The sequence below is a fragment of the Paraburkholderia sp. Ac-20340 genome, assembly GCF_017104965.1.
Classification (GTDB): Bacteria; Pseudomonadota; Gammaproteobacteria; order Burkholderiales; family Burkholderiaceae; genus Paraburkholderia.
Genome location: NZ_JAAGPR010000017.1, coordinates 152,103 through 179,063, shown reverse-complemented (window position 1 = coordinate 179,063; position 26,961 = coordinate 152,103). Strand labels below are relative to the sequence as shown.

Here is a 26,961-nt window from a genome sequence, read left to right as displayed (position 1 = left end):
ATGGGGAAAACGATGTCGTGCAACGCGTCGGATGGAACGGAGAGCTACGCTTCAGGCAGCGGCGATTCAAGGTATCCAGCGCGCTGCACAATCTGCCGGTAGGCATTCGCGAACGCGCTGGAGAAGATGACTGCTATGACCTGTATTTTGCGCACCACTGCTTTGGGACTATCAATCTGAACCAGCAAACGTGAACGGATAATGTGTTACCCATGTCTCCGTACACCTGTTACCCATGTCTGCGGTCTGTACACCGCTGCAAAGAAAAGTAGGTGCCGCCCCGCACAGGGGCGACGCTAACAGACCGACACGAAAACAGGAAAACCCGAAAACAGGAAAAAACCCAAAAAAGCGAAAATAAAAAAACCTCAGTGCGAAATACTCTCCAAAGACTTCCCAAGCGTGCGCGGCCCCATAAACCCAATAGCGACGATAACAAGCGACATCGCTCCGGCGATAAAAACAAACACCCCTGCGACCCCAAACTCTCTCAGCGTAAAAGCGATCACAAAAGAGCTAAAAACAGCCGAAAGCCGACTCCAGGAATAGACAAAACCGACAGCCCGAGCCCGAATAGCAGTCGGATAGAGTTCCTGCTGATACGTGTGATAAGTAAAAGAAATAATATTCCCAGCCAGCGTAAGCAGCACCCCCAAAGCCACAATAGCGCCCGCCGCCCGCACCTGACTAAACATCAGCCCGGCCACAATATTGACGGCCGCCATAAAAACAATCACATGCTTGCGCTCGAACCGATCGGCGATGAAGTACCCGAGCAAAGGCCCAAGCGGCGCAGCCAACCCGATAACAGTCGTATAAAGCAGACTGGAAGTCACGGTAACACCTTGCTTGACGAGCAAAGTCGGCACCCAGTTAGCGAAGCCAAAAAACCCGATCGTCTGAAAGATATGAAACAGCACCAGCATGATGGTGCGTTTGCGATAAGGCGGCTTCCACATATCGGCGAAACCAGACTTCTGCGTCACGGGATCGGCGGGCCCCGGAGCGGGCAAAGCACGCCCATACTGCCGCTCGACAAGCGCTTCGAGCCGCGCCAGCACGGCATCGGCCTCATCGACGCGCCCCTGCCCCGCGAGCCAACGCGGACTTTCTGGAAGATTGCGCCGGAAATACCAGACAAACAGCGCACTCACGCCACCGAGCAGCACCACCCAACGCCACCCATCGAGCCCATAAACCGAACGCGGCACGAACAGATACGAAAGATAGGCCGCCACCGGCACAGCGGTAAAACCAATCGTCTGACACACGGCAAAAGCACGCCCGCGCAAATGCTTGGGCGCGAGTTCGGAAAGATACGTGCCGATCGTCACGAGCTCGACGCCAATCCCCATCCCCGAAACAAAACGCCAGAAATTGAGCCCCGACGAAGTGTCCTGAAACGCCATGATCGTATTGGCGACCACATACCAGAGCATCGACCACGTAAAAATCGCACGTCGGCCGAAACGATCGGCGAGAAACCCGCAGGCAATCGTGCCCAGAAACAGCCCGCTAAAGAGCGCAGCGATAAAACCCGCAATCCCCGAAGTACCGAAAAGCCCTGGCGTAGTCGGCGTGAGAATGCCGCTCCTGACGAGCCCGGGCGCCACATAACCCGTATAAAGCAGATCGTAGAGTTCGAAAAAGAAGCCCAGGCTCAGCAGCAACACGAGCTTCCAGATCGCACCCGTGGCAGGCAGACGATCGAGGCGCGCGGAGATCGCGCCTTTGTCTGCACCTGCAATGGTCTGCGCCGTCGATGCGCGGTCGTTGGCGCGCGGCTGGGGAGCGCTCTCCAGAGAGGCCATGCCTGTCTCCTGAAACGGTGTTGGAATGAATCGGCGCCCACTGCCTGTCCCTGTCGAGCGAAATGACGTGAAATCGCGTCGACGCACAGGGGCGGATCGCCGATTGTATCCAGGCCCGCCGGGTTTGAGACCCGTTCGCGATCTCCCGATCCGCGGGCACGGGTGCTTTGACGCACCTTAGTGCTTTAAGCGTGCAGCGCCTGCAACTCGGCGAACGAGGCAATATGTCCGGCCAGCGCACTCGCCACCACCGTCGGCGGGCTGGCGAGCCAGACCTGTCCGGGCCCCGAGCGCCCCGGGAAATTGCGGTTGATCGCGCTGATGGTGACTTCGTCGGCCTGCGTCGACGCGCCCGGCCCGCAGTTCGCGCACGCGCCGCACGACGGCTGCAGCAAAATCGCGCCGACCTGTTCGAACGCTTTCAGATAGCCGCGCTGCTCGCAGTAATCGCGCACGTCCGACGTGCCGAACTGCAGATAGAGCCGCACGTGCTCCGGCACACGCAGACCGCGCCCAGCGGCCCAGGCGAGCACCGCGTGATAGTGATCGAAGTCCTCGCGCTTGCCGGCCGTGCAGGAGCCGCCATACGCGATATCCACGCGCGGGCGCTCGACCAGATCGCACAGCGCCACGCCGTTGCCCGGGTCGCCTGGCGCGGCGAGCATCGGCGTAATCCGCGTGCAGTCGATCTCGATGACTTCGGCGTAAGGCGCGCCTTCGTCGCTATGCATCCACGGCTCGATCAGAAAATCGACGCCGCGCCGCTCCTTCAGGAAAGCCACCGTGACTTCGTCGGGCGCGACGATGCCGGTAAAGCCGCCCAGTTCGGCGGTCATATTGGTCAGCGTCGCGCGTTCGTCGATCGTGAGTTGCGCGACGGCTTGGCCCGCGAATTCGAATACCTTGCCCACACCGAGACCGGCGCGAATACGCTTGTCGGCGAGCAGATGCAACACGAGGTCTTTCGCGGTTACGCCCGGCGCCACCGCGCCGTCAAAGCGGATCAGCAGCGACGCCGGCACCGTCATGCGCACCGCGCCCGTGACGAACGCGTTGGCCATATCGGTTGTGCCCACACCGAACGCCACGCAACCCAGCGCGCCGCTATGCGGCGTATGCGAGTCCGTGCCGACCACCACCTGCCCCGGCAGCGCGTAGCGTTCCGCCATCATCGCGTGCGAAATGCCTTCCGAACCTTCGGCGGGCGCATCGGCGGATGCCGGCAAATAGCCGTGATCGCGAATGCCGTATTCGCTCGCGAACTGGCGATGCGCGGCGGACAATTCACGCACATCGGGCAGCAGGCCATTACGCACGTGCAGCGCACTCTTGTGCGCGTACGAAAGATGATCCTCGAACGCGAGCATCGTCTGCGGTTCGTGCAGCGCGAGCGGCCGGCCGAATTCGGCGTGCAGCATATGCGTGGCCATGCCGGTGTAGTACTCGTGGATAAAGCGCCAATCGGCGCGCACGAATACGCCCGCGCCGGGCGTAAAGGCGTCGCTGGTGCCTTCAGTGCGCAGCGCGTGGCGCTCCAGGATCTTCTGCACCAGCGTGCGCGGCTGCTGCGTTTGCGCGGCCGCTGCCGGGCGAATCTCGCGCATATGGCGCGCGCCGTAACGCAGCAGACCGCCGCTGCGCAGAATGGCGGCTGCCAGCGCATCGCGCGAGGCCACCAGTTCGTCGATAAAAATCGGCTCGCCGCGCTGGATGCGTTCGATCAGACCGAAATCCGTCGAGGTAAACAGCCCCAGATTATCGGCATTCTGTCGATAGATGCGCTCGAAGCTCTTCGCGATCACGAGCCGAATACCCGCGCGATATTCCGCGAGCGGACTATGTTCGCGCGACGACCCTTTGCCGTAGCGATTGCCCGCTACCGTCACACAAAAGCCGCCATTGCGCACACCGTCCATGCCGATGGGATTGCGCTCGCCCACGCGCAATCCCACATAGGGCACGCGGCCCAGACGCTCGTCGAAGCGTGTGAGCACGCTCATCGGCGTGATTTCGTCGGTGGAAACGTCGTCGCGCAGCGTGTCGGCGGGCACGTCGTGCAAATCCGCGCCCGCGAGTTGCTGCTCGATCTGCGCCGGGTTCGTGGTGAGGAACAGAATCCGGCCGCTCAAATCCAGGGTTGCCATCCAATTTCTCCTTCTCCCTGCAATGTAGCGGGCGCGGCAAGGCGTGGCGAAGTGCTGGATCGGCACGTGGGGCATCGCAAACGGCGATGTCCGCACAAACCCTTATTTCTGGCGTTCCGGCGGCGTTTCGGTCAGCAGATCGACCAGCGCCTGCACCGCGCGCAACCGCGACGACTTGCGCAGCGCGTGGACCTGCAGGCTGCGCCCGAGCGCCCACGCGTCGCCGAGCGGCCGACGCACGAAACCACGCGAACCCGCGAACGCCGAGGCCGCGCTGATCGGCACGATGCCGATGCCGAGTCCCGCCTCCACCATGCGGCATTGCGCATCGAAACTGTTGACCGTCACGGCGAGCTTCAGCGGTGCGCGCTGGGCGTCGGCGCGCTCGTGAATCAACCGGTCGAGCGCGCCGCCCGCCTGTAATGCCACGAGCGGAAAACGCATGACATCGGCGAAATCGAGCTTCTCCATGGCGACGAGTTCGTGATCGGGCGGCAGCACCACCATCAAGGGATCGTGCGCGAAATGCCACGATTCGAGCGCGGCAGGCGTGCTCGCATTCGCGGACACGCCCACGTCCGCGCGATCTTCCACGCACGCGCGCACGACTTCGTCGCTCACCGCTTCGGTCAATTCGATCTGCACGAGCGGATAGGCAGCCTGAAACGCCTTGAGCCGTTCAGGCAAAAACCCGACGATAGCCGATGCATTCGCATAGAGACGCACCACGCCCGCAATCTGGCCGCTGTGCGACTGCACTTCGCGCGCGAACGACTGTAGTTGCGCGTGCAACGACTGTGCACGCGCGAATGCTTCGCGGCCCGCCTCGGTTAGCGCCACGCCGCCGTGCGAGCGGATCAGCAGCGGCATGCCAAGCGCGGTTTCCAGATCGGCAATGCGGCGGCTCAGGGCCGAAGCGGCAATGTGATGCCGGCTCGCCGCGCGGGCAATAGAGCCTTCTTCGACGACGGCAATAAAGAGTTCGAGGCTATAGGGATCGATACGCATGCTGCCGGAAGTCCTCAAGGTTTATTGCATGTACATAACAACTTTGTCAGCCGATCAACATCTTGATGTCAGGTGCCGTGGTTTATGCTTTTACGCGAGTTTCGATCTCACCTGCAAGTGCGCGATGTGCGGGTTCGCCGTCACGTTCGCGCCAATTCGCGCATAATCGCCGTGAACCCTGTTTGTCTTCCGGTTCGCACCCATCCTTCGTTGCACCACTTCTGTATCAATGTCACGTAGCAAAAAAGCCCACTCCGTACTGCCTCCCACCGCTTCTTCCCGCTTCATGCAGCGCCCGTTGGACGAAAAAACGGCCACCGACATGGCGCTCGCGCATCACCTCACGTTCGCCGCCTGCCAGAGCTGGGCGGGCACCACACGGCTTGTCAGCGAACTGGTGCGCATGGTCTACCTCACTTTCTATGTGCAGTGCGCCGGCTATGGCGATACGGAAATCGCCAGATTCGCCGATGCCGAAGCCGCACTGGAGAAGTGCATTCTGCGCGCGGGCGACGATGAAACCTGCCGCATTTCCCCGGGCGAGCGGGCGCTGGTCGAGCCTATTCTGCAGCAGGCGGATACGCAATTGTTTCTTGCACCGCGCCAGGCCTTGATTGAAGCCTATAAGCGGCTGGACCGGTTTCTGCGTAGTTCGAATGAGTCGCCGTTGCCGCAGGCAGCCTGATTGCGGGCGGCCACTTACGCCGCCTGATGAAAGATCAATTCCAGCCCTATGCGTTCGCCGCTACGCACGCGACTGACTGCATGTTTGAGACTGGCTCGGTAGTAGCCATGCGTACCCTGTACGGGCCGCTGCGCGCTCGCGATGATCGCCATGTCGCCGAATGCCAGCGGCACGACCATCGGGCGCGACTGCATGCGCGGACGCTGCTCCGTCATGACGAATTCGCCGCCGGTGAAATCGCGCTGCGGTTCGCTCATCAGCGCGACGATTTGCAGTGGAAAAATCCACTCGCCTTCGTCGTGGCGATGCAGTGCGCGGCGCTCGCTTTCGCGCAGCCTGTATAAATGCGATTGCGGCCGATTCTGCGAAGCGTGGCCATTCAGCTCGAGAAACGTATTGAGTTCATCAGGAAAACGCCTTTCTATTCCAGCCAACTCATTCCAGCGATTCGCCACTGGCACAAGCCAACGATAGAGCGCTTCGTACCATGCGTGCAAGCTTGGCGGCATTTCCTGACCGAAGTAACAAAGCTCCTCGCCATCGGCGCCAATGGTGGAGTTTTTGTCGTCAAGCGCTGCAATCAAGGCGTGAATCTCGCGCGCGCCCAAGCATTGCGGCAACAGCGCATAGCCTTGCGCATCCAGTTGCGCGCCAATAGTTGGCATATCGAAACGTTCAAGCATATTCCATCCCATCATGCCGATGCCGACGGCTCGCGCGCGTCATGAAAGATCACGCCCAGCGTATAACGCCGGCCGCTGCGCACCACGCTCACACCATGGCGCATCGCAACCTTGCGTGCACGCCCCTCCAGCCCGGGCCGCTCGTTCACGGCAAAAATGACCGCGTCGCCCTGCCTCAAGGGCACCACATCCGCATGCTGGCCGCTGCTGCGCGTTTCGGTCATGACGAATTCGCCGCCCGTGAAATCCACACCGGGTTCCGAAAGCAGAACGGCCACCTGAAGCGGAAAGACATGCTCGCCATAAAGATCCTGATGCAGGCAGTTGTAGTCGCCCGGACCATAGCGAAGCATTAACGGAGTCGGCCGGGTCTGCCCGGCCTCGCGACAACGCGCGAGAAACGCATCCAGTTCTGCGGGATATGTCACATCCACACCCAATTGCCCATTCCAGCGATTGGCCACAGGCGCAAGACGCCGATAAAGCGCGTGACGCAGCCGTTCAAGAAAAGGCGGCAAGGGGTAGGAGAAATACTGATATTCACCGCGCCCGAAATTGTGGCGGGCCATCACGACGCGCGAGCGGAAGCAATCGTTGCGCGAATAGAGTCCGGCCAGTTTTTCGCATTGATCCGGCGTGAGCAACGAAGGCAGCACTGCATTGCCATAACGATCGAGCGACGCCGTGGCGGCGTCCCAGATCGCCTCCCAGTCGGTCTGCAAGGTCTGCACGGCTTGCTCGTTTTGCGCGGTTTCGCCCATCGCCCCTTCCAGTCAGTCATTGCGAACGCCCGCAGTCTACCGCGATGGCGCATCAAGGACGCTCCGCTCCTTGCGCTCCTATTCCCCTCATAAACTGCAAAAAATACAAGCGCCGCAGCATTCACCCACGTATACCCGCGGGCGCGGCGCGAGCGGCGCTAAAAAAAGTGCTATTGAATCTCTCTTTTGTGTAGGGACGCCCGCGCGGCCCTCTTCTATTCTCTCCCCATCGCATTGCCAGTCCGGCCAGGCCATCCGGCCCGCTACCCGTGACGGCTCATTCAAGCAAGGAGAGGATGTTGACTCAGAAAGTGCGGCTCAAAATTGCCATCGCCGAGCATCCGCATACGTCGGCGATCCGCAACGGCTCCATTCCCATCGAGGGCGTGGACGCGGAATTCGTCACGGTTCAGCCCCAGATCGGCGCGTTCCGCCGCATGGTTCGTGATGTCGAATTCGATGTCTGCGAACTGGCCCCGACCACGTATATCATCGCCCGCGCCTATGGCGCGCCCTTCGTTGCGCTGCCGATCTTCGTCGTGCGCCGCTTCCACCACGGCGGCCTGCTCGTGCGCCCGGACGCTGGCATCAATTCGCCGAAGGATCTCGAAGGCAAGAAAGTGGGCGTGCGCGCCTATTCGGTCACGACCGGCGTGTGGACGCGCCAGGTGCTGATCGACGAATTCGGTCTGGATTCCTCGAAGGTCACGTGGGTGGTCGACGACGAAGAGCACGTCACGCAACTCAAACTGCCGGGCAACGTGATTCATGCGCCCGCAGGCAGCTCGCTGGCCGACATGATGGCAAGCGGCGAACTCTCGGCAGGTTTCGCGGCAGCGGCAGGCATTGGCCGCACCGGCGCGCCCACGGGCGGCTGGAAGGAAGTCGAGGCCGATTACCCCGATCTGCTGCCGAACGCCGAGGCGCTCGAAACCGAATACTACGCACGCACCGGCATCTACCCGATGCACGGCACCATCGTCGTGAAGGATTCGGTGCTGGCCGAGCATCCGTGGGTCGCGCGCTCGATCTACAACGCGTTCGCGCAGGCCAAGCAAGAATGGCTCGCACGTCTGGACGCAGGCGAAGCCACGGCAGCCAGCGACAAGAAATACCTGGCGCTGCGAAAGATCGTTGGCAACGACCCGCTGCCCTACGGTCTCGCGGAAAACCTCAAGACCATCGAAGCACTCGAAGCCACCGCATTCAAGCAAGGCCTCACGCCGCGCCGCATGGCGATTGAAGAGCTGTTCGTCGACCCGCTGGCACAAGAGGTGAAAGCATGATTATCGATTGCCACGGCCACTTCACGACCGTTCCCGCATCGTTCCGTAACTGGCGCGCCAAACAGGTCGAATTCGCCAACGATATCGCCAACGCGCCCTCGCGCGACGGCGCATTCGTGAGCGACGACCAGATCCGCGAAGCCATCGGCAACGGTCAGCTCAAACTGCAACGCGAACGCGGCAGCGATCTCACGCTGTTCTCGCCGATCGCCGGCCTGATGAGCCATCACCTCGGCAACGAGCGCACGAGCCTCGAATGGGCCGAAGTGTCCAACGATCTCGTCTTTCGCGTGACCGAGCTGTACCCGGAGAACTTCGCGCCGGTTTGCCAGTTGCCGCAATCGCCGGGCGTCGCGCCCGCCAATAGCGTCGCGGAACTGCGCCGCTGCGTCGAGCAGATGGGTTTTGTCGGCTGCAACCTGAATCCCGATCCGAGCGGCGGCTACTGGACCGGCAAGCCGGTGACGGACCGCGAGTGGTATCCGCTTTACGAAGCGCTGGTCGAACTCGACGTGCCCGCCATGATTCACGTGGCCGCTTCGTGCAACCCCTGCTTCCACGGCACCGGCGCGCATTATCTGAACGCGGATACCTCGGTGTTCATGCAGATTCTGCAATCGGATCTGTTCAAGGACTTCCCGACCCTGCGTCTGGTGATTCCGCACGGCGGCGGCGCGGTGCCTTATCACTGGGGCCGTTATCGCGGCATGTCGCTGGAAATGCGCGAGCGTCCGCTTGAAGGACTGCTGAACAATATCTTCTTCGATTCGTGTGTCTATCACCAGCCGGGCGTCGAACTGCTGACGAAGGTGGTTCCGGCGGACAACGTGCTGTTCGGTTCGGAAATGATCGGCGCGGTGCGCGGCAAGGACCCGGCAACGGGCCAGTATTTCGACGACACCAAGCGCTATATCGACGCCTGCCCCGCTCTCTCCGACGAAGACCGCTACAAGATCTTCGAAGGCAACGCGCGCCGCGTGTATCCGCGTCTCGATGCACGCCTGAAGGCACAGGGCAAATGATATTCGGTCGCGCAACCCGCGATTCAGATCGACAGACAGGGACAGAGAGAGAGACATGGCTTCATCCATTGTTGATATTCATCCGCACATCATCTCCGACGACGAAAGCCGCTATCCGCCGGCGCCGTTGTTCGGCAAGCGTTCGGAATGGTCGAAAGAGCGCCCCACCACGGTTGAAACGCTGATCGCCGCGATGGATGCGGCCGGCGTGGGCAAGGCCGCGGTCGTGCATTCGTCGACCACGTATGGCTTCGACAACAGCTATGTGGTCGATGGCTGCGCGAAATACGCGGACCGCCTCGTGGCAGTCGGTTCGGTCGACGTGCTCAAGGAAGACGCGCCGCAACGCATTCGCGAATGGACCGACCGCGGCCTCGCCGGCTTGCGTCTGTTCACGGGCGGCAGCACGAAAGAGTTCGACCCGAGCGAACTCGACGACCCGCGCTCGTTCCCCGCGTGGGAACTGTGCGCGGAACTGGGCCTGCCGATGTGCATCCAGACCGGCCCGGTCGGTCTGCCGCAAGTCACCGCACTCGCCAGGCGCTTTCCCACGGTGCCGATCGTGCTCGATCACCTGGGCCGCCCGGAAGTTGCCGATGGCGCACCGTATGCGGCCGCGCAAAGCCTGTTCGAACTGGCGCAGTACGAAAACATTTTCCTCAAGCTCACGCCGCGCATTTTCGGCGACGTGAAAAAGGAAAAGGCCAGCGCGCAGACGTTTTTCCCGCTGGTGGTGGAAGCGTTCGGCGCGGACCGCATGGCGTGGGGCTCGAACTTCCCCACGTCGCCTGGCACGCTCGAAGAGATTCTCGCGACGGCGCAAGCCGGTCTGGCCTGCCTGAATGCGGCGGATCGCGCGTGGATCTTCGGCAAGACGGCACAAAAGCTGTACCCGGCGCTGGCCTGACGATCTGAAGCGCTGATCGAGGCGCGCCTGCAACACGGCGGCTGGCGGGTGACCTGCATGAGTGGCAATCGCAGACACCGGCCAGCCAGTAAGAAAACCGATTGAGGTTACGAAAAAAGCAGATGGAGACGAGCAAAACTCAGCGGCAAGGCAGCGTGAACCGATGGGGCATTCTCGCCCTGCTGGCGCTCGGCGTGCTTACGTCCTTTATCGATCGCACCAGTATTTCCAGCGTATTGGCGGACAGCGCCTTTATCCGTCACTTCGCGCTTTCCAATGTCGATCGCGGCTGGATCAATTCCGCCTTCTTCTGGTCCTACGGCCTGTTTCAGGTGCCGATGGGCTGGGTCGCCGACCGCTACGGCGTGAAATGGCCCTACGCGGTGTGCTTCGCGCTCTGGTGTCTCGCCACCGCGCTGATGGGCGCCGTAACGACGCTCGCGGGCCTCGTCGTGATGCGTCTGCTGATCGGCATCGCCGAAGCGATCGTGATCCCGGCAAGCTATCGCTGGATTCGCAATAACTTCGACGAAAGCCAGAACGGTCTCGCCGTGGGCATTCTCGCGATGGGCAATAAATTCGGCCCCGCACTGGGCGCACCGGTGGGCGCGTGGTTCATCGTCAATTACTCGTGGAAAGCGATGTTTGTCGCCACGGGTCTGGTCGGCCTGCTCTGGCTGGTGCCCTGGCTGACGCTGGTGCGCAACGACCTGCCCTCGCGCGCCCAACTCGCCAAAGCCGACCGTCACGCACGCAGCGTGAGTTTCGGCAGCATTCTCGCGAGTCCAGTGGTGTGGGGCGGCATGGTCACCAACTTCTGCTACGGCTATTTCACCTTCTACTGCATGACGTGGATGCCCGCTTACCTCGTCGAGCAGCGCGGCCTGTCGATCGGCGAATCCGGCATCTTCACGTTCTTCAGTTTCGCTGGCATTGCGATTGTTGCGGCCATCGCGGGCTGGGCCGCGGATCGCATCATCGCTCGCGGTCATGATCCGGTGGTCGTGCGCAAGGGCTTTATCGTGGCAGGCTTCGTGGGCGGCTGTACGGTGCTGCTCGGCGCCTACGCACAATCGCTCAATACCGCGCTGTTCTGGAATGTGTTGTCGCTTTCGCTGCTCGGCATGACCACGGCGAACAACCTCGTGCTCTCGCGTCTCACGCTGATTCCGAAGCAGACCATCGGCCTCGTGACCGGCGTGCAGCAGGTGGCGACGAGTCTTGCGGGCGGTGTCGCGGCAAGTCTTTCCGGCTGGCTCCTGCATATCAGCCATAGCTACGACCTGCCGATGCTGGTGATTCTGGTGTTCCTGCTGGTGGGCGCGGCGGCGACGCTGATCATGTATCGCGCCGAATGGGCACCGAAAGTCAGCGAGCCACAGGGGGAATTGCGCGAAGCCTGATTCCATTGCATCGGATTCCGAACCATCACGAACGCGGCGCAGCGAATATCGGCTGACGCAATTGATACCCTTCGGGCCGCCACCCTTCTCGTGCGGCCCAGATTAAAAAAACTGGAAACAACCTAAATGGCGAAGATCGTATTCGGAATGGCAGTGCCGCATAGCGGTATGCTGGGCCAGGCGCCTGAAGACTGGCTCAAGAACGGCGAGCGCGACCGCAACAATCCGGCGCTCTGGTTCCGCAACCGCACGTGGACTTACCCCGAACTGGAAGCGCACCGCAAAGCCGCCTTCGAACCGTTCCTCACGCTGGAAGAACGCACCGCACGCGCCGCGCGCTGCCGCGCCGCACTCGACAAGATGGCCGCCGCCTATCGTGAAGCCAAGGTCGACGTCGCCATCATTCTGGGCAAGGACCAGAAGGAAATCTTCACGGACTTCTCGCCCTCTATCGCCATCTATAGCGGCAAGGATGTGCATAACGGTCCGCCGCAACGTTCGGTCTATGCGCCCGATCACCACGTCACGCACGAATGCCATCCGCAACTGGCGACGTATCTGATCGAGCACTTCCAGAAAGAGGGTTTCGATCTCACCGATCTGTTCCAGTGGCCCGAAAACGTCTGGATGACACCGCGCCCCGAATACCCGGTCGTGCCGCACGCGTACAGCTTCGTCTATCACCAGATCATGGACGACAACCCGCCGCCGCACGTGCCCATCATCATGAACTGCTTCTATCCGCCGACGCAGCCTTCGATGTCGCGTTGCATCGAGTTCGGCCGCGTGCTGCGCGATGCGATCACGGCCTGGCCGGAAGATGTGCGGGTGGGTATTTTCGCTTCGGGCGGCCTCTCGCACTTCGTCAACGACGAAGAGTTCGATCACAGCATCATGAAGATGCTCGGCGACTACGACTACGACGGCCTCGCCGCCGTGGACGACCGCTCGTATCAATCGGGCACCTCGGAAATCAAGCTCTATGTGAGCGTGATGAAAGCGGTCCAGGAAACCGGCGCGGCCATGACGCTGGTCGATTACGTGCCCTGCTGGCGCACGCCCGCCGGTACCGGCGAAGGCATGGGCTTCATGTACTGGAGAGCGGCGGAATAAATCGCCAGCACTAGCCAGAACATTGCGCCACTAATCCAATTCATCGAAGAGAGACAAATCGTATGAGCACCCATCGCCTCAATAGCATCATTCGCGCCCTCGAATCGGGCAAGCCCGCTTTCACCGCCTTTTCCAAGCTCGACAAGCAGAACGCGATCGAGATGAGCGACGCCCCGTACGACGGCATCGTGTTCGAAATGGAACACAACCCGTACGATGTTGCCGCGCTCGGCGACGCCATGCAGTACATGCTCAACCGCAAGGAAATCGCCGAATCGGGTTCGGTCTCGCCGCGTGTGACGCCGATTGCACGGATTCCCGCCAACGGCGTGGAAATGAATCAGGCCTTTGCCAAGCAGGTGCTCGATCGCGGCGCTTACGGCGTGGTGTGGCCGCACGTGGCAACGGTCGAACAGGCCTATAACGCGGTGGCATCGTGCCGCTATGCGCGCCCCAAGAGCGCCCCGCTTTATGAGCCGAAAGGCGTGCGCGGCGACGGTCCCGCTACGGCTGCGCGCTACTGGGGCTTGAGCACGGCCGATTACTACAAGAAGGCCGACGTGTGGCCGCTCGTGCCGGAAGGCGAAATTCTCGTTGGCCTGATGTGCGAAAGCACCCAGGCGATCGAAAACCTCGACGACATTCTGTCGAACGTGCCGGGCATCGGCTTCATCCTGATCGGCGAAGGCGATCTGAGCCAGGAACTGGGCTTCGCGCGTCAATACGAGCACCCCGAAGTGCTGGACGCCATGCGCCGTATCGTGTCGATCTGCCACAAGCACAACGTCGTAGTGGGCAATCCGCACGTGACCGCGAAGAACCATCAGCGTCTGATCGAGGAAGGCTACCGTTTCCTGATGTCGGCACCGACACGCAGCTATGGCGTCGTGGGCGCAGCGCGCGAAATGGCGGGTTACTAAGCGACAAGCAGCAACGATCAGCAGCAAGCAGCAGCGAGCCGCATTGCGCATCGCGCGATTCATCGAAACACGAATAAGGATTCCTTATCATGACGACCACGCAAACCGAAGTACCGACCTTGCGCGTCAATCTTGCCGACTATGCCGTGACCAAGGCGATGAAAGACGGCCGCGTCAGCTCGGACATCGTCACGCTCGACTACTGCGGCCCCACGCCCGCCCATAACGGCTTCAAGGCCATGGTGCGCGAAAACGCATTCGACGCGGGCGAACTGGCCATCGTCACCTTCCTGCAGGCGAAAGCCTACGGCAAGCCTTATGTGCTGCTGCCCGCGCCCATCTCGGGCCGCTTCCAGCATCACTGCGCGGGCTACAACGTCGACTTCGGCGAACTCGCGCCGCGCGACATCGAAGGCAAGAAGGTGGGCGTGCGCACCTACACGCAGACCACGGCGCTGTGGATTCGCGGCATTCTGCGCCACGAATACGGCGTCGATCTCGACAAGGTCACGTGGATGACGCTCGGCGACGGCCATCTCGCCGAATACAGCGATCCCGCCAATTGCGTGCGCCTGCCCAAGGGCTCGTCGATTCCGCAGATGATGCTCGACGGCGAACTGGACGCTGCCCTGCTCGGCGAAGACATGCCGAAGGACCCGCGCGTGCGCACGCTCGTGCCCGACGCGCAGAACGCCGCGAAAGACTGGTTCGCGCGCGAAGGCGTGGTGCCGATCAACCATATGTTCGTGGTGCACAGCGACCTGTCGAAGCAGCGCCCGGATGTCGTGCGCGAACTCTATCGCATGGTGGTGGAAAGCCGCGCGCAGGCCGAAGGCGTACCGGCCGTGTTCCCGCCGATCGGCATGGAAGCGAATCGCAAGGGCATCCAGCTCGCGATCGACTGGGCGCTCGACCAGAAAATCATTCCGCACCGTCTGTCCGTCGACGAGTGCTTCGACGATCTGACCGCCACCCTCGGTTAATCGGTTCCCTTTTTGCCGGATGCGCAACGGCTTTCGCCGCTGCGCATTCTTGCACTTATTTCCCGGAGGACTACGAAGCAAACCGCAGCACAGAGCGAGCCAGATAGACAGGCCGCGATAAATAGAAAGAACACGGAGACAGAATGAAAAGATTGCTCGTATTGGCATGCGGCGTCACATCGGCCTGCATGTTCAGCGCGGCGCACGCGCAGTCGTCCGTCACGCTGTATGGCGTGATCGACAATGGCGTCGAGTTCCAGAACGGAGGCGACGGCAAGGTCGTGCGCGCGACCTCCGGCGGCCTGTTCGCAAGCCGCTACGGTTTCAAGGGCAGCGAGGACATTGGCGGCGGCATTCACGTCAATTTCCAGCTTGAACAAGGCTTTTCCGCCATGACAGGCGCAGCGGCGAACTCCACCGCGGCCTTCAATCGTCAGGCGTGGGTGGGCGTATCCGGCAATTTCGGTGAAGTCCGCTTTGGTCTGCAAAACACGCCGCAGTACATCTTCCTGAATCGCGAGCTGGACCCGGTTGCCGTGATGAGTATGGGTTCGCCCATGCTGAACTTCAATTCGCTGACCATTCGCGTCAACAATGCGATTTCGTATTTCACGCCGACTTTCTACGGTCTGACCGCGCAATTCATGGTGGCGATGCGCGACTCCACCACCAAACCCAGCAACGGCCTGCAGTTCTATAACGCAGCGGTGCGCTATGAAAATGGCCCGTTCCGCGTGGCAGCAGGTTACGAGCAGGCCGATAATGCGGCCGGCACGTCCGCATTGCGGGTCTTCAATGCGGGGGCTTCCGTAGGCGTGGGCGCGGCGCGTTTCTATCTGGCTTATCACACGGAAAACCAGACCGATAACAGCGTCAAACGCGACGTGTACGAAGCGTCGGGATCGTATCTGTTCTCCCCCGCCGATCAACTCATGCTGATGTACGGCTACGAACACGATCGCACGGGACAGGGCAATAACGCGCAACAGATCGGCATGACCTACGAGCACTATCTGTCGAAACGCACGACGCTTTATGCATCGGCGGGCTTTATCCAGAATCGGAATCGCGCGGCCTTTACGCTCAACGGCACGTCATATGCCGGTGTTACCGTGGCGCCGGGCTCGAATACGCGCGGTGTGATTCTTGGCATGGTGCACACGTTCTAATGCTTGTTTAAGCGCGCCGCGCAATGATTTTCGTAATACCGCGTAATGAATTGCGCGGCGGCGTTGGGGTTAGCAGCAGGTCGCGCCCCGAGAGTCGGTATGAAAGAATGGTGGGCGTTTTCTGCGTCTTTTTAAAAAGGGACGCAACCGGAGCAATGGCATGTGGGCCCGGCCAGCAGGTGCAGTGCTCCGGCGAAACTTCAATCGCAAAGGCGTCCGGCGCAAGACCGCTCGCCGAGGAGACTTCATGGCCCAGAGTGCGATGAGCAGCAAACCCGTGCGCAGAACGACCGGCGAAGCCCGGCTCGCCGCTGTGCCGAAAGTGCGCTTGTATGTGGAACGACCCGAGGAAGAAAACTGGTTCGTTCATGTCGGTCACGTGACCGAGCGTGGCCGCTGGCGCACTGCGCCGCACGCGCATCCTACCTACGGGCAGGTGATTTTCGTGCGCAGCGGGCGCGGCGTCATGAATCTGGAAGGCAGCAGTGTGCCTTTCGAAGGTCCATGCGCACTGCTTCTGCCGACCGAATGCATTCACGGTCTCGATTACGAAATCGATGTCGATCGATGGGTCGTCACCGTCGACGTTTCCTATCTCACCCAGGTCAATGCGAAGCTGCACGAATTCATCGTGCTGTGGTCTGCGCCGCGCATGATTCCGCTGGCGCATGCCGAAGAAGCGGGGGACGACCTCTATACGCTGATTCAACGCCTGAAGCAGGAAGTCGAATCGAGCGCCGTTGGCCACGTGCCCGGCGCCGAAGCCTTGCTGACGATGCTGCTGCTCACGCTCGTGCGTGAAGCGCATCTCGATCAGGCCGCGAACGACGGCACACCGCGCCATGACGTGCGTCTGGTCGAGCGTTTTCGCAAGCTGATTGAAGAGCATTACCGCAACAATCTGCCGCTGCAGGAATATGCCTCGATACTCGCGGTGTCGCCGGTGCAATTGCGTGCCGCCTGCGCATCGGCGGCCGATATGAGTCCGACCAAGATGATCCACGCGCGCATCATCACCGAAGCGAAACGCGAGCTTATCTTCGGCGATATGTCGGTGGAACAGGTTGCGTTCTGGCTCGGTTTCGCCGATGCCGCGTATTTCACGCGCTTTTTCCGCCGCGAAGTGGGACAGGCGCCTAGTCAGTTTCGTATCGACGCGCGTCGTTAGGCTTTTATCGCTCGATGGTTGCGCTGTGAGTTTCACGTGATGCGGCGCAGGTAGGGGCGTGTTTTGTTGGTCCGCGGATACGCGCCCCGAACTAAGCGTCCCCGACTAGGCGTCCCCGTACATTCCCTGGTCGAGCGGAAAAGTGCCAGTGAAACCGGGAATTGTGCAGGGACCACGCCTCGTGCGCCCCCTATGCTTTTCTTCAAGTCCAATCACGTGAATCGAATATGGCGCATTCGTTCAAGCTTTATGCTCCGCGGCTAGCGGTCACTCTTTCACTCGTTGCGTGCGCAACGATCTCGGCATGTACGGCGGTTTCGTCTGCCAGCACTGACTCGCAGAACTCCGCCACGGAATTCGCCTATATCGGCACGCAGCAAAAGCAGATCAGCGCACTGCGTCTCGATACGGCTTCGGGCAAGATCGTTGCGCTAGGCACCGCCGCGCAGGGTCCGAGCGCGACATGGGTGGCTTCGCACCCTGCCTTGCCGATACTCTATGCCGTTGACGATCAGCGCGACAAGGAAGGCAGCATCACCGCCTACGCCGTGAATCGCGGCACGGGTGCGCTCGAACGCATCAACGATGTGCATACGGGCGGCATGGGCACCACCTTTCTGCAGTTCGATGCGCCTTCGTCCACGCTGCTCGGCGCGAATTACAACAGCGGCTCGGTGTCCAGCGTGACGGTGGACGGCGACGGCAGTGTCGGCAAACTCGAATCGACGATTGCAGAAAAAGGCTCGGGCCCGAGCCCGCGCCAGAAAAGCGCACACGCGCACGGCGTCACGATCGATCCTTCCGGCCGCTATGCCCTCGTGCCGGATCTGGGCGCAGACCGCGTATTCATCTATCGATTCGATCGCGATACGCACGCGCTTTCGCCACGCGCAGGCGATGCGCCGCACGCGTTCGACACGCCGCCGGGCAGCGGCCCGCGCCGCATTCTCTTTAGCGCGAACGGCGACTATGCTTACGTGCTCACGGAAATGAGCGCCGAATTGATGGCGCTGCGCTGGGACGCCTCGAAAGGCGCGCTCACGTTGATGCAATCGACGCCGATCACCAGCGCCTCGTTCAACGGCGTGAAAAGCGGCGCGGAAATGGCATTCGGCCGCGACGGACGTTTTCTCTATGTCGAGAATCGCGCAGAAAACGCCTTGATGGTGTATCGCGTTGACGCCGCCACGGGCGAAGTCTCGCTGGTTCAGCGCACGCCTTCGGGCGGCCAGAAACCGTGGGGTTTCGGTATCGATGCATCGGGGCAATGGATGCTCGTTGCGAATCAGCATAGCGGCGACGTGCGCCTGTTCCACATCGATCGCACCGCCGGCACGCTTGCGGATACGGGCGAATCGGTCGCCGTGCAGGACCCCACAAGCGTGGCTTTTGTCAGGTAAGACCATGTGCATCACACTGCAGTACGCAATTCCATGAACGTGTTTTCCAAGCCCCGCACGCGCGCCACGCATCCGTGGCGCGTGCTTGTGCTGTTATCGCTCGGCCTGCTGATTTCCTTTGTCGATCGCACCAGCCTGTCTTCGGCGCTCGCCGATAAAGCCTTTATTCATCACTTCGGACTCACGAGTATCGAACGCGGCTGGCTCAATTCCGCGGTGTTCTGGTCGTACGGCGTATTCCAGATGCCGATGGGCTGGCTGGTCGATCGCTATGGCGTCAAGCGCCCTTATGCGATCTGCTTTCTGCTCTGGTGTCTCGCAGCAGCGGCAACGGGCCTGGTCACGACGCTCTCCGCGCTGATCGTCATGCGGCTTTTGATCGGCGCGGCGGAAGCTGTCGTGGTGCCCGCGACCTATCGCTATCTTGCGAATCACTTCGAGGAAACGCAGAAAGGCACGGCGCTCGGCATCTTTTCGATTGGCGGCAAAATGGGCCCGGCGCTGGGCGCGCCTATTGCGGCGTGGATGATCGTCACGGCCTCATGGAAAGCGATGTTTATCGCCACCGGTCTGGTTGGATTGATCTGGCTGCTGCCGTGGCTGCTGATGGTGGAAAACGATTACCCTTCGCGCAGCGAACTGGCGGCCGCCAAAGAACGTGCGGCTTCGGTGCCGCTCGGCAATCTGCTGGCGAGCCCAGTGGTGTGGGGCGGCCTGATCAATAACTTCTGCTATAGCTATTTCGCGTTCTATTGCATGACGTGGATGCCGGCGTATCTCGTCGAGCAACGCGGGCTTTCACTGCAATCGTCCGGGCTCTATACATTCTTCAGTTTCGCGGGTATTGCAATCGTTGCGGCCATTGCGGGCTGGGCGGCTGACCGCATCATCGCGCGCGGTAACGATGCGGCGACGGTACGCAAATGCTTTATCGTCGCGGGTTTTATCGGCGGTACGACGGTATTGCTGGGCGCAAATGCGCATTCTTCGGATATGGCGCTGTTCTGGAACGTCGTCTCGCTTTCGCTGCTCGGCCTCGTTACCGCGAATAATCTCGCGTTGTGCAAACTCACTCTCATTCCTAAACCCGCCGTGGGTTTGAATACCGGGCTCCAGCAAGTCGCTACGAGTCTTGCGGGCGGCGTATCGGCAAGTCTTTCCGGCTGGCTGCTGCATATTGGCGGCAGCTATACCCTGCCGATGACAGCGATCTTCATCTTTCTGCTGATTGGCGCGACCAGCACGATCACGCTCATGCGGCGCGAGTGGGCGCCGCGCGTCAACACGCCTGCGAGCGACACGCAAGCGAATCAAAATACCGGGTGCGCCGATTGCGGCTGAACACGTGATATAAAGAAACGCACGCCATATGGCGCTGCGTTTCGGCGCTCTTCATATGACCTGAGCGCAGCTTATCACGCGATTCACCGATGAATTCAGACGACCTCGCCGTTTTTGCCCACGTTGCGAAAACGGGCAGCATATCGCGCACGGCCATGGAGCTTGGCGCGAATCAGTCCACCGTCAGCCGCCGGATTGCGCTGCTCGAAGCGGGGCTGGGCGTGCGGCTCTTTCGCCGCAGCGGGCGCGGCGTGGGCCTCACCACGCACGGCGAACAACTGCTCGGCTACGCGCAGACGCTCGAACGCACGCTGGAAGAAGCGCGCGGCGCGATGCGCAGCGGCACGCAAAGCGGTCCGGTACAACTCGCCATCGCGGCCCAACCCACCATCGCGCGCATCATGTTCGGCCAGCTTGGGCAGCGTCTGCGTGCGCGCTATCCGCACACCCGCGTGCGATTTGTCGAAGGTCTCGCAAGCCAGATTCTCGGCCGCCTGAACGACGGCGAACTCGATCTCGCGATCATGTATGTGCCCGAGCATCGCGGCGCAACGCAATTCGATCCGCTGCTTGCGGAGGAACTCTGTCTGGTCACGCCAGCGGAATTTGCCCTGCCCGCCGGCCCTTTCGATGTGCGCACGCTAGGCCAGGTGCCGCTCATCCTGCCGAGCACGCATCACGGTTTGCGTGTGCTGGCCGAATCGCTTGCCGCACGACACGGATTCACCCTGCAGATTGCGCTCGAATGCGATGGCTCGATTTCGCTGACCAAGCGCCTCGTGATGGCGCAATGCGGCTGCACGATATTGCCCGCAGCGTCAGTCATAGAAGAAGTGGCGCAAGGAAGACTGCGTTGCGTGCCGCTCGCGAATGCGGCCGTGGTGCGCGACGTGGCGATCGCCTGGCCGCTCAATCGCGTCTTGCCCGATGGCGTATGGCGAGTCGCGCAGATGATACGCGAGCTCGCCGCCGAACTCATCGAAGCAGGCGACTGGCCGGGCGCGACCTTGCCCGCGCCCGAAGCCTGATCACAGAAAAGTGCCTTAATTACGGCTCAATTCGCCATCGTTGAGACGCCAGATCGCCATCGGATTATCGTGCTTGAGCGGATCGGGCAACAGCGCGTCCGGCACCGCCTGATAGCACACCGGGCGCAGGAAGCGATCGATCGCCGCCGTGCCCACCGAAGTCGTGCGCGTGTCCGAAGTCGCCGGGAACGGGCCGCCATGCACCATCGCATGACAGACTTCCACGCCAGTCGGGAACGCATTGAACAGCACGCGGCCGGCCTTGCGTTCGAGGATCGGCATCAAGACCTGCGCCTGGGCGTAATCTGCTTCGTCCAGCTGCACGGTGGTCGTCAATTGACCGCTCATGCGGCGCAGGACGGCGTGCAGTTCGTCGATATCGCGGCACGCCACGATCAGCGAACACGGGCCGAACACTTCTTCATGCAGGGCAGGATCGGCCAGGAACGCACTTGCTTGCGTGCACAACAACATCGGCACCGCATCGTTCGGTCCGCGTGCGTCGCCGCCGCGTGCGAGCGTGCCCACGCCATCGCGCTCGGCAAGATGCGCAACGCCCCGGCAATACGCCGCGTGAATGTTCGGCGTGAGCATGGTGGCGGCGGCCTTGGTCGTGATCGCCTGCGCTGCCGTGCTGCAAAATGCGTCGAGTGCTTCACCTGCAAGCGCCAGCACAATGCCGGGATTCGTGCAGAACTGACCGACGCCCAACACGATTGAATCTGCGTATTCGCGCGCGATCTGTTCGCCGCGCGCGGCCAGTGCGTTCGGAAGCAACACGACCGGATTGATGCTGCTCATCTCCGCATAAACGGGAATAGGTTCCGCACGCGCCTGAGCGATGCGCAGCAAGGCCAGACCACCCTGCTTCGAACCCGTGAAGCCTACGGCCTGAATCTCCGGGTGCGCAACCAGCGTTTCGCCGATCCCGTTGCCGTCGCCGATCACCAGTGAGAATACGCCTTCAGGCATGCCCGTTTCGCGCGCCGCCTTTGTAATTGCGCGCGCAACTAGTTCGGAAGTGCCCAGATGCGCCGGATGCGCCTTCGCCACCACCGGGCAACCCGCAGCCAGCGCGGCCGCCGTATCGCCGCCCGCCACTGAAAACGCCAGCGGGAAATTGCTCGCGCCAAACACCGCCACCGGACCGACGGCGATGCGTCGCATGCGCAGGTCGGGACGCGGCAGCGGCGCGCGTTGCGGTTGTGCCGAATCGACTACCGCGCCGTGCCAGCGTCCATCGCGCACGACGTTGGCGAACAGCTTCAACTGGTTGACGGTCCGCATGCGCTCGCCTTCGAGGCGCGCCACCGGAAGCGCCGATTCAAGGTGCGCACGCTCGATCAGCACCGGGCCGAGATCGAGCAAGGCCTGCGCGATAGCGTCGAGAAACGCTGCGCGCCGCGCATCGGACAATTGCCGGAAGGTATCGAAGGCTTCGCCCGCAAGCGTGCAGGCGCGCTCGACCTGCGCAGGCGTTGCGCAACCGAATGCGGGTTCGAGCGCTTCGCCCGTTGCCGCGGCAATCGCGCGCAACGTGCCGCCTGTGCCTTTGACGGATTCACCGCCGATGATCATCTCGCCTTGCGGCTCGATTGAGACGTGGGTTTGCATCGTCATCGTCCTTTAGTGTGCAATTAGCTGGCAAGCCGGTTGGCCGGCGTAATCTGCAGCGGATCGGTACGCAGTTCGATCAGCGCCGCCACGCCAGCGCGTTGTGCGCGCTCGAACGCTGCCGCGAAGTCTTCGGTACGCTCGACTCGCTCGGCGTGCGCGCCAAACGCCTTCGCCATCGCCACGAAGTCCGGGTTCACGAATTGCGTCGCCGACACCCGGCCCGGATACTCGCGCTCCTGGTGCATACGAATCGTGCCGAGCATATTGTTGTTCACGAGGATGACAATGAGCGGCGCGCCAAATTGCACCGCCGTCGCCAGTTCCTGCGGATACATCATGAAACAGCCATCGCCCGCGAAGCACACGACCGATTGCTCTGGATTCCTGAGTTTTGCCGCAATTGCCGCCGGGAAGCCGTAACCCATTGCACCGTTGGTGGGCGCAAGTTCGGTCGCCATCTGGCGATAGCGATAAAAGCGATGCACCCAGACCGTGTAATTACCCGCGCCGTTTGCAATCACCGCATCTTCGGGCAGCACTTCGCTCAGATGCGCGACCACCTGCGCGAGATCGACACCGCGAATTTCCGCGGAAGGCGCGGGCGGCGTCGAATGCGCGACATAATCGGCACGCGCCGATTCCGTCCACGCCTGCCAGCGCGATTGCGCTTCGCTGGACACAGCGGCCACGCTGTCGAGCGAGCGCGCAAATGCAGCGAGCGAAGCATTGATCGGCAGATGCGCCTGATAAACGCGGCCCAGTTCTTCGGCATCGGGGTGCACGTGGATCATCGTCTGCTTCGGCGTGGGAATTTCGAACAGCGTGTAGCCCGACGAAGTCGATTCCGCGAGACGCGAACCGATCACGATCAGCAGATCCGCGTCACGCGCGCGTTGCGCGAGCTTCGGCGAAACGCCCAGGCCCAACTGACCCGCATAATGCGCGTCGCGATTGTCGAACAGATCCTGACGACGGAACGACGCCGCCACCGGCAGATTGTTCGCCTGCACGAAGCGCTTGAGCGACGCGCACGCGCGCTCATCCCAACCCGTACCGCCGACGATCACGAGCGGACGCGAAGCGGCCTCCAGCAGCGAGCGCAGCGCGTCGAGCGACTGTGCCTCGGGCGCGGCCTGCGCGATGCGCACCGCAGCCGCATCGACGACTTGCGCGCTGCCGAACAACACGTCTTCAGGCAACGCAATCACGACCGGACCCGGACGGCCCGAAAGCGCCACACTGAAGGCCTTCGCAATGATCTCGGGAATACGATCCGCGCTTTCGATCTGGGTGACCCATTTGGCGATGCCGCCGAACATCTGCTGATAATCGACTTCCTGAAACGCGCCACGGCCGATAAAGCCCTGCTCCACCTGGCCGATGAAAAGAATCATCGGCGTGGCGTCTTCGTTCGCGGTATGCACGCCATTGCTCGCATGCGTGGCGCCGGGCCCGCGCGTAACGAAGCAGATGCCGGGACGGCCCGTGAGCTTGCCGTAAGCATCGGCCATATTCGACGCCGCGCCTTCATGGCGCGTGGTGATGGTGCGCACGCCATGCGTATCGTGCAAAGCGTCGAGCACCGGCAGATAGCTTTCGCCGGGCACGCAATAGACGGTATCGACACCATTGCCGACGAGGGCATCGACAAGAATGCGCCCGCCGTTGCGCGAAAGAAGGGATGCGGATTCAGACATGAAAGTGGCTCCTTATGACCAGTCGCGGCACCATGGCAAGCGCTGCGCAATGCTGAAATTATGGGTTTCTCTTGCGCGCGCGAACGTGCGCGTTGCGCATAGCAGCTATGCACGATATGCGCGCCGTGCACGACAAACGAAAGCAGACACGCATAAAAAAACGCCGAGCATGAGCACGGCGTTCAAATCGAAACCTGCGAAATCTGCGTGAATACGATCAGGCAAACCGATCAGGGATTCGGCACATACATCGGCATGGCTTCTTCCCAGAGCGTATCGGTGATCGCATGCGCGTCGCTACCGTCGGCATTCATCACCCAGTTCTGGCCGTCGGGCTGGAAGCTGTTGTCGTAGAGCGCGAGTTCGTCGCGGAAGCCATACGTGCCGGAGCTATACGCGATGCGGCCATCGTACGTCCACACGGCATGGCCCTGATTCGAGCCATCGGTCGTCAGGCGGCGCAGATCGGTGCCATCCGGCTTGATCGTGAACACGTCGTAATTGAACTTGTTCGGATCGGTCGGATTGACCTGCTTGCGCGTAAAGACGATCTTCGAACCATCGGGCGACCAGCCCGGCAGATTGTCTTCGGCGGTCGTGAGCGTAGTGGTCTTGCGCGTTTCCAGATCGAGAATGCGCAGGCCCTTGTCCTTCTCGCTCCAGACGCGATAGACCAGCTTGGTGCCGTCCGGCGAATAGCTCGGGAAGCCCGCGTTTTCCGACCCATCCGTGAGCGCTTCCGCGTGGCTATCCATGCTGCCATCGGTCTTGATGCGCATGATCTTGCCCGGACCGCCCGCACGCGTGAAGAACCAGCTACCGACACCGAACGCCACCCATTGACGATCGGGCGACCAGGTCGGCTGGAACGCGCCCGCGAGACCCTTTTGCACGAGACTCGGATCGAGACCGCTCTTCGACGCATCGTAAATACGGTGATAACCCGAAAGGTCCGCATTCACGATGGCGATCGACGAATTGATGGCCTTCTCCGTATAGACCAATTGCTTGCGGTCGGCGGAGAGTTGCGGGAACACATCGATATAGGTGTATTTCCAGTGCGGATCGAAACTGAACAGCGGCGTGCCGTTCGGGTGCGCCGGACGGAACGACACCTTTTCGTAGACGATTTTCTTGCCGTCGTAAGAATAACGCGGCGAGCGGATGCCCGTATCGCGCGTGGCGCGCACTTCGCCTGCGGTGGTGTAGAGACCTTCCGTATCGCCGCCCTTCACGTGATACGCGAGCGTCGTGTCGCTCAGGTATTGCGGAAAGACCTTGAAACCGGGCGTTGCCGTGAGATCGTTGCGCGCGTGCGTGGCCAGATCGACGGAAACGATCTGCGAGCTGACGCTATTGATGCCTTCGGGGCGGTGCGCGCCCCAGGTCGACTCAACCGGCGTTTCGTAGAACGCGACGCGCTTGCCGTCGGGCGAGAACGTGGGCGAACCTTCGTCGAAGCCGGTGCGCGTGGCGACCTGATGCCAGCCGGAACCGTCCGGGTGGATCATATAGATGCTTGCTTCCTGCGTGCGCTCCCAACCTACCGGCAGATTGTGGCCGCGCCAGTCGCTGCCGATATCCGATGAGAGCGCAATCCATTTGCCGTCAGGCGACCACGAAGGGCGGAAGAAGCTGTGCGGCTTCGAGGGATCGAATTTGATGTTGCCGGTGACGTTCTTGAGCGCGCCGGTGGCGATGTTCAGCGTCCAGATGTTGGTGGTGCCGAAATCGTGCTTGCCGCGACGCGATGAAACGAAGGCGATGATGTTCGGATTGACCGGCGAGAAGACGGCTGCGTCGTCGACGGCAATGTGGTCGGTGAGTTTCTGGAGTTGCGAGCCGTCGGCTTTTACGCGGTAGAGGTCGGATTCGCCGAGGCCTGCGCGCTCGGATGTGAATACGATCCACTGGCCGTCTTTGGAGAACGAGGCGTGGTAGTCGAAACCGTCGGTTGCTAACAGCTTGTGTTCGTCGGAGCCGTCTGCGTTCGCGATGTAGAGGTCTGAGGTGACTGGGCCCAGGCGGTTGAGCAGCAGGGTGCCTTCGGTTCCTTCCTTGCTTTCCGTTGCCGCGTGCGCCGGTATCGAGAGAAGCGCTCCGTTCCCCGCAAGTGCCGCTATTGCGGCTATGGTCATGATCTTTTGCTTGAGTTGCACTGCTGGTGTCTCCTGTATTTTTGCATCGCTGGCTGCGGTGAGTGTTCTCGTGGGGTTGGCATTTCCTTGTTTTCGTGTCGGTCTATTAGCGTCGCCCCTGTGCGGGGCGGCACCTACTTTCTTTGCGGCGGCAAAGAAAGTAGGCAAAGAAAGCCGCTCACACCGCCAGTGTGACGCAGTCCACAACCAGCCTTACGCGGGGAATGGTATAGGAGCGTCTGCCATCCCGCGCCTTCCAACCAAGTGACAAAGCCGTCATACATCCCGTTGCTCGCTGCGCGCGCAACGGTCGGGTTTGCCGGTGAAACCAGCAAACCTTCGGTTTGCGTTATGCCCTTCGGGGCGCGTAGCGCCCCTGGGTGGGCGGGCGCCTTGTCACTCAGTGGTATGGCGCGGGGGACCGGATGCTCCTATACCATTCCCCCTAAAAGGCGGTTTGTGGACTGCGTCATTCTGGCGTTGGTAGCGGCTTTCTTTTGCCTACTTTTCTTTGCCGCTGCAAAGAAAAGTAGGTGCCGCCCCGCACAGGGGCGACGCTAATAGACCGACACGACAACAAGGAAATGCCAACAACACCAAAAACACCACAGCCAAAAATAAAACCCAAAAAAAACCTCAAACCAACCCACACCACAAGCCTACCGCCCCAACCCCGC

At 61.5% G+C, this 26,961-nt stretch carries 22 protein-coding genes and 1 pseudogene; 15 read left to right on the top strand and 8 right to left on the bottom strand.

The features are described 5' to 3' along the window. A pseudogene (locus tag G3N59_RS21315) lies at nucleotides 1-194 on the top strand (IS481 family transposase); the annotation flags it as partial. Between the two features lie 174 nt (nucleotides 195-368). Here the strand turns inward: G3N59_RS21315 and G3N59_RS21310 are convergent. The 3 genes from G3N59_RS21310 to G3N59_RS21300 all read right to left on the bottom strand — a co-directional run bounded on the left by G3N59_RS21310 (nucleotide 369) and on the right by G3N59_RS21300 (nucleotide 4,963). Beyond that, nucleotides 369-1,811 carry an MFS transporter gene (locus G3N59_RS21310; protein ID WP_205984607.1) on the bottom strand — a complete coding sequence of 481 codons (1,443 nt, stop codon included), beginning with the start codon at nucleotides 1,809-1,811 and terminating at the stop codon, nucleotides 369-371. Between the two features lie 185 nt (nucleotides 1,812-1,996). Next, nucleotides 1,997-3,955, bottom strand: coding sequence for an aconitase family protein (locus tag G3N59_RS21305; protein WP_205984606.1), 1,959 nt, complete (start codon nucleotides 3,953-3,955; stop codon nucleotides 1,997-1,999). Nucleotides 3,956-4,057: 102 nt separating this feature from the next. Next, nucleotides 4,058-4,963 carry a LysR family transcriptional regulator gene (locus tag G3N59_RS21300; RefSeq protein ID WP_205984605.1) on the bottom strand — a complete coding sequence of 302 codons (906 nt, stop codon included), beginning with the start codon at nucleotides 4,961-4,963 and terminating at the stop codon, nucleotides 4,058-4,060. A 322-nt stretch (nucleotides 4,964-5,285) separates the two neighbouring features. Here G3N59_RS21300 and G3N59_RS21295 point away from each other — a divergent pair, with 322 nt between their 5' ends. Then, nucleotides 5,286-5,648 (top strand): hypothetical protein, encoded by a 363-nt coding sequence (locus G3N59_RS21295; RefSeq protein ID WP_241023687.1) that lies wholly within the window; start codon nucleotides 5,286-5,288, stop codon nucleotides 5,646-5,648. A 14-nt stretch (nucleotides 5,649-5,662) separates the two neighbouring features. On the opposite strand, the gene G3N59_RS21290 is transcribed toward G3N59_RS21295, so the two are convergent. Together G3N59_RS21290 and G3N59_RS21285 are read right to left on the bottom strand one after the other, a co-directional pair. After that, the gene (locus G3N59_RS21290) at nucleotides 5,663-6,256 is read right to left on the bottom strand and encodes a 2OG-Fe(II) oxygenase (protein ID WP_346777913.1); all 594 of its coding nucleotides are present in this window, start codon (nucleotides 6,254-6,256) and stop codon (nucleotides 5,663-5,665) included. A gap of 86 nt (nucleotides 6,257-6,342) precedes the next feature. Then, nucleotides 6,343-7,092: a 2OG-Fe(II) oxygenase gene (locus tag G3N59_RS21285; RefSeq protein WP_205984602.1), complete on the bottom strand. Its 750-nt coding sequence runs from the start codon at nucleotides 7,090-7,092 to the stop codon at nucleotides 6,343-6,345. Nucleotides 7,093-7,388: 296 nt separating this feature from the next. On the opposite strand from G3N59_RS21285, the gene G3N59_RS21280 reads away from it, so the two are divergent. The 12 genes from G3N59_RS21280 (at nucleotide 7,389) to G3N59_RS21225 (ending at nucleotide 20,832) form a co-directional block, all read left to right on the top strand. Further along, nucleotides 7,389-8,378: a PhnD/SsuA/transferrin family substrate-binding protein gene (locus tag G3N59_RS21280; protein ID WP_205984601.1), complete on the top strand. Its 990-nt coding sequence runs from the start codon at nucleotides 7,389-7,391 to the stop codon at nucleotides 8,376-8,378. Then, nucleotides 8,375-9,400 carry an amidohydrolase family protein gene (locus G3N59_RS21275; protein ID WP_205984600.1) on the top strand — a complete coding sequence of 342 codons (1,026 nt, stop codon included), beginning with the start codon at nucleotides 8,375-8,377 and terminating at the stop codon, nucleotides 9,398-9,400. The genes G3N59_RS21280 and G3N59_RS21275 overlap by 4 nt, the downstream gene beginning before the upstream one ends. 55 nt (nucleotides 9,401-9,455) lie before the next feature. Continuing rightward, entirely contained in the window at nucleotides 9,456-10,307 is an 852-nt protein-coding gene (locus tag G3N59_RS21270; protein ID WP_205984599.1) for an amidohydrolase family protein, read from the top strand. A gap of 122 nt (nucleotides 10,308-10,429) precedes the next feature. Continuing rightward, nucleotides 10,430-11,710, top strand: a complete 1,281-nt coding sequence (locus tag G3N59_RS21265; RefSeq protein ID WP_205984598.1) for an MFS transporter — start codon at nucleotides 10,430-10,432, stop codon at nucleotides 11,708-11,710. 126 nt (nucleotides 11,711-11,836) lie between these two features. Further along, nucleotides 11,837-12,823 (top strand): protocatechuate 3,4-dioxygenase, encoded by a 987-nt coding sequence (locus G3N59_RS21260; protein ID WP_205984597.1) that lies wholly within the window; start codon nucleotides 11,837-11,839, stop codon nucleotides 12,821-12,823. A gap of 62 nt (nucleotides 12,824-12,885) precedes the next feature. After that, complete coding sequence (locus G3N59_RS21255; RefSeq protein ID WP_205984596.1) at nucleotides 12,886-13,743, top strand: aldolase/citrate lyase family protein; 858 nt, start codon at nucleotides 12,886-12,888, stop codon at nucleotides 13,741-13,743. Nucleotides 13,744-13,832: 89 nt separating this feature from the next. After that, nucleotides 13,833-14,726 (top strand): phosphate ABC transporter substrate-binding protein, encoded by an 894-nt coding sequence (locus G3N59_RS21250; RefSeq protein WP_205984595.1) that lies wholly within the window; start codon nucleotides 13,833-13,835, stop codon nucleotides 14,724-14,726. A gap of 143 nt (nucleotides 14,727-14,869) precedes the next feature. Then, complete coding sequence (locus G3N59_RS21245; protein WP_205984594.1) at nucleotides 14,870-15,895, top strand: porin; 1,026 nt, start codon at nucleotides 14,870-14,872, stop codon at nucleotides 15,893-15,895. A gap of 247 nt (nucleotides 15,896-16,142) precedes the next feature. Then, nucleotides 16,143-17,063: a helix-turn-helix domain-containing protein gene (locus G3N59_RS21240; protein WP_205984593.1), complete on the top strand. Its 921-nt coding sequence runs from the start codon at nucleotides 16,143-16,145 to the stop codon at nucleotides 17,061-17,063. A gap of 227 nt (nucleotides 17,064-17,290) precedes the next feature. Further along, complete coding sequence (locus G3N59_RS21235; protein ID WP_205984592.1) at nucleotides 17,291-18,463, top strand: lactonase family protein; 1,173 nt, start codon at nucleotides 17,291-17,293, stop codon at nucleotides 18,461-18,463. Nucleotides 18,464-18,496: 33 nt separating this feature from the next. Then, on the top strand, nucleotides 18,497-19,804 hold the full coding sequence (locus G3N59_RS21230; protein ID WP_205984591.1) for an MFS transporter: 1,308 nt from the start codon (nucleotides 18,497-18,499) through the stop codon (nucleotides 19,802-19,804). 89 nt (nucleotides 19,805-19,893) lie between these two features. Then, nucleotides 19,894-20,832 (top strand): LysR family transcriptional regulator, encoded by a 939-nt coding sequence (locus G3N59_RS21225; protein WP_205984590.1) that lies wholly within the window; start codon nucleotides 19,894-19,896, stop codon nucleotides 20,830-20,832. Between the two features lie 15 nt (nucleotides 20,833-20,847). On the opposite strand, the gene G3N59_RS21220 is transcribed toward G3N59_RS21225, so the two are convergent. Together G3N59_RS21220 and G3N59_RS21215 are read right to left on the bottom strand one after the other, a co-directional pair. Continuing rightward, on the bottom strand, nucleotides 20,848-22,446 hold the full coding sequence (locus G3N59_RS21220; RefSeq protein ID WP_241023685.1) for an aldehyde dehydrogenase (NADP(+)): 1,599 nt from the start codon (nucleotides 22,444-22,446) through the stop codon (nucleotides 20,848-20,850). A 23-nt stretch (nucleotides 22,447-22,469) separates the two neighbouring features. Continuing rightward, a complete protein-coding gene (locus G3N59_RS21215) occupies nucleotides 22,470-24,146 on the bottom strand; it encodes a thiamine pyrophosphate-binding protein (RefSeq protein ID WP_205984589.1) in 1,677 nt (558 codons plus the stop codon). Here G3N59_RS21215 and G3N59_RS21210 point away from each other — a divergent pair. Continuing rightward, a complete protein-coding gene (locus tag G3N59_RS21210) occupies nucleotides 24,145-24,357 on the top strand; it encodes a hypothetical protein (RefSeq protein WP_205984588.1) in 213 nt (70 codons plus the stop codon). The genes G3N59_RS21215 and G3N59_RS21210 overlap by 2 nt on opposite strands. Nucleotides 24,358-24,376: 19 nt before the next feature. Here the strand turns inward: G3N59_RS21210 and G3N59_RS21205 are convergent, their stop codons facing one another. Continuing rightward, complete coding sequence (locus G3N59_RS21205) at nucleotides 24,377-26,305, bottom strand: hypothetical protein (RefSeq protein WP_346777912.1); 1,929 nt, start codon at nucleotides 26,303-26,305, stop codon at nucleotides 24,377-24,379. Nucleotides 26,306-26,961 lie beyond the last annotated feature (656 nt).

Coding starts and splice junctions, on each gene's coding strand:
- G3N59_RS21310 (WP_205984607.1), bottom strand. CDS start 1,811: ATGGCCTCTCTGGAGAGCGCTCCCCAGCCGCGCGCCAACGACCGCGCA.
- G3N59_RS21305 (WP_205984606.1), bottom strand. CDS start 3,955: ATGGCAACCCTGGATTTGAGCGGCCGGATTCTGTTCCTCACCACGAAC.
- G3N59_RS21300 (WP_205984605.1), bottom strand. CDS start 4,963: ATGCGTATCGATCCCTATAGCCTCGAACTCTTTATTGCCGTCGTCGAA.
- G3N59_RS21295 (WP_241023687.1), top strand. CDS start 5,286: ATGGCGCTCGCGCATCACCTCACGTTCGCCGCCTGCCAGAGCTGGGCG.
- G3N59_RS21285 (WP_205984602.1), bottom strand. CDS start 7,092: ATGGGCGAAACCGCGCAAAACGAGCAAGCCGTGCAGACCTTGCAGACC.
- G3N59_RS21280 (WP_205984601.1), top strand. CDS start 7,389: ATGTTGACTCAGAAAGTGCGGCTCAAAATTGCCATCGCCGAGCATCCG.
- G3N59_RS21275 (WP_205984600.1), top strand. CDS start 8,375: ATGATTATCGATTGCCACGGCCACTTCACGACCGTTCCCGCATCGTTC.
- G3N59_RS21270 (WP_205984599.1), top strand. CDS start 9,456: ATGGCTTCATCCATTGTTGATATTCATCCGCACATCATCTCCGACGAC.
- G3N59_RS21265 (WP_205984598.1), top strand. CDS start 10,430: ATGGAGACGAGCAAAACTCAGCGGCAAGGCAGCGTGAACCGATGGGGC.
- G3N59_RS21260 (WP_205984597.1), top strand. CDS start 11,837: ATGGCGAAGATCGTATTCGGAATGGCAGTGCCGCATAGCGGTATGCTG.
- G3N59_RS21255 (WP_205984596.1), top strand. CDS start 12,886: ATGAGCACCCATCGCCTCAATAGCATCATTCGCGCCCTCGAATCGGGC.
- G3N59_RS21250 (WP_205984595.1), top strand. CDS start 13,833: ATGACGACCACGCAAACCGAAGTACCGACCTTGCGCGTCAATCTTGCC.
- G3N59_RS21245 (WP_205984594.1), top strand. CDS start 14,870: ATGAAAAGATTGCTCGTATTGGCATGCGGCGTCACATCGGCCTGCATG.
- G3N59_RS21240 (WP_205984593.1), top strand. CDS start 16,143: ATGGCCCAGAGTGCGATGAGCAGCAAACCCGTGCGCAGAACGACCGGC.
- G3N59_RS21235 (WP_205984592.1), top strand. CDS start 17,291: ATGGCGCATTCGTTCAAGCTTTATGCTCCGCGGCTAGCGGTCACTCTT.
- G3N59_RS21230 (WP_205984591.1), top strand. CDS start 18,497: ATGAACGTGTTTTCCAAGCCCCGCACGCGCGCCACGCATCCGTGGCGC.
- G3N59_RS21225 (WP_205984590.1), top strand. CDS start 19,894: ATGAATTCAGACGACCTCGCCGTTTTTGCCCACGTTGCGAAAACGGGC.
- G3N59_RS21220 (WP_241023685.1), bottom strand. CDS start 22,446: ATGCAAACCCACGTCTCAATCGAGCCGCAAGGCGAGATGATCATCGGC.
- G3N59_RS21210 (WP_205984588.1), top strand. CDS start 24,145: ATGAAAGTGGCTCCTTATGACCAGTCGCGGCACCATGGCAAGCGCTGC.
- G3N59_RS21215 (WP_205984589.1), bottom strand. CDS start 24,146: ATGTCTGAATCCGCATCCCTTCTTTCGCGCAACGGCGGGCGCATTCTT.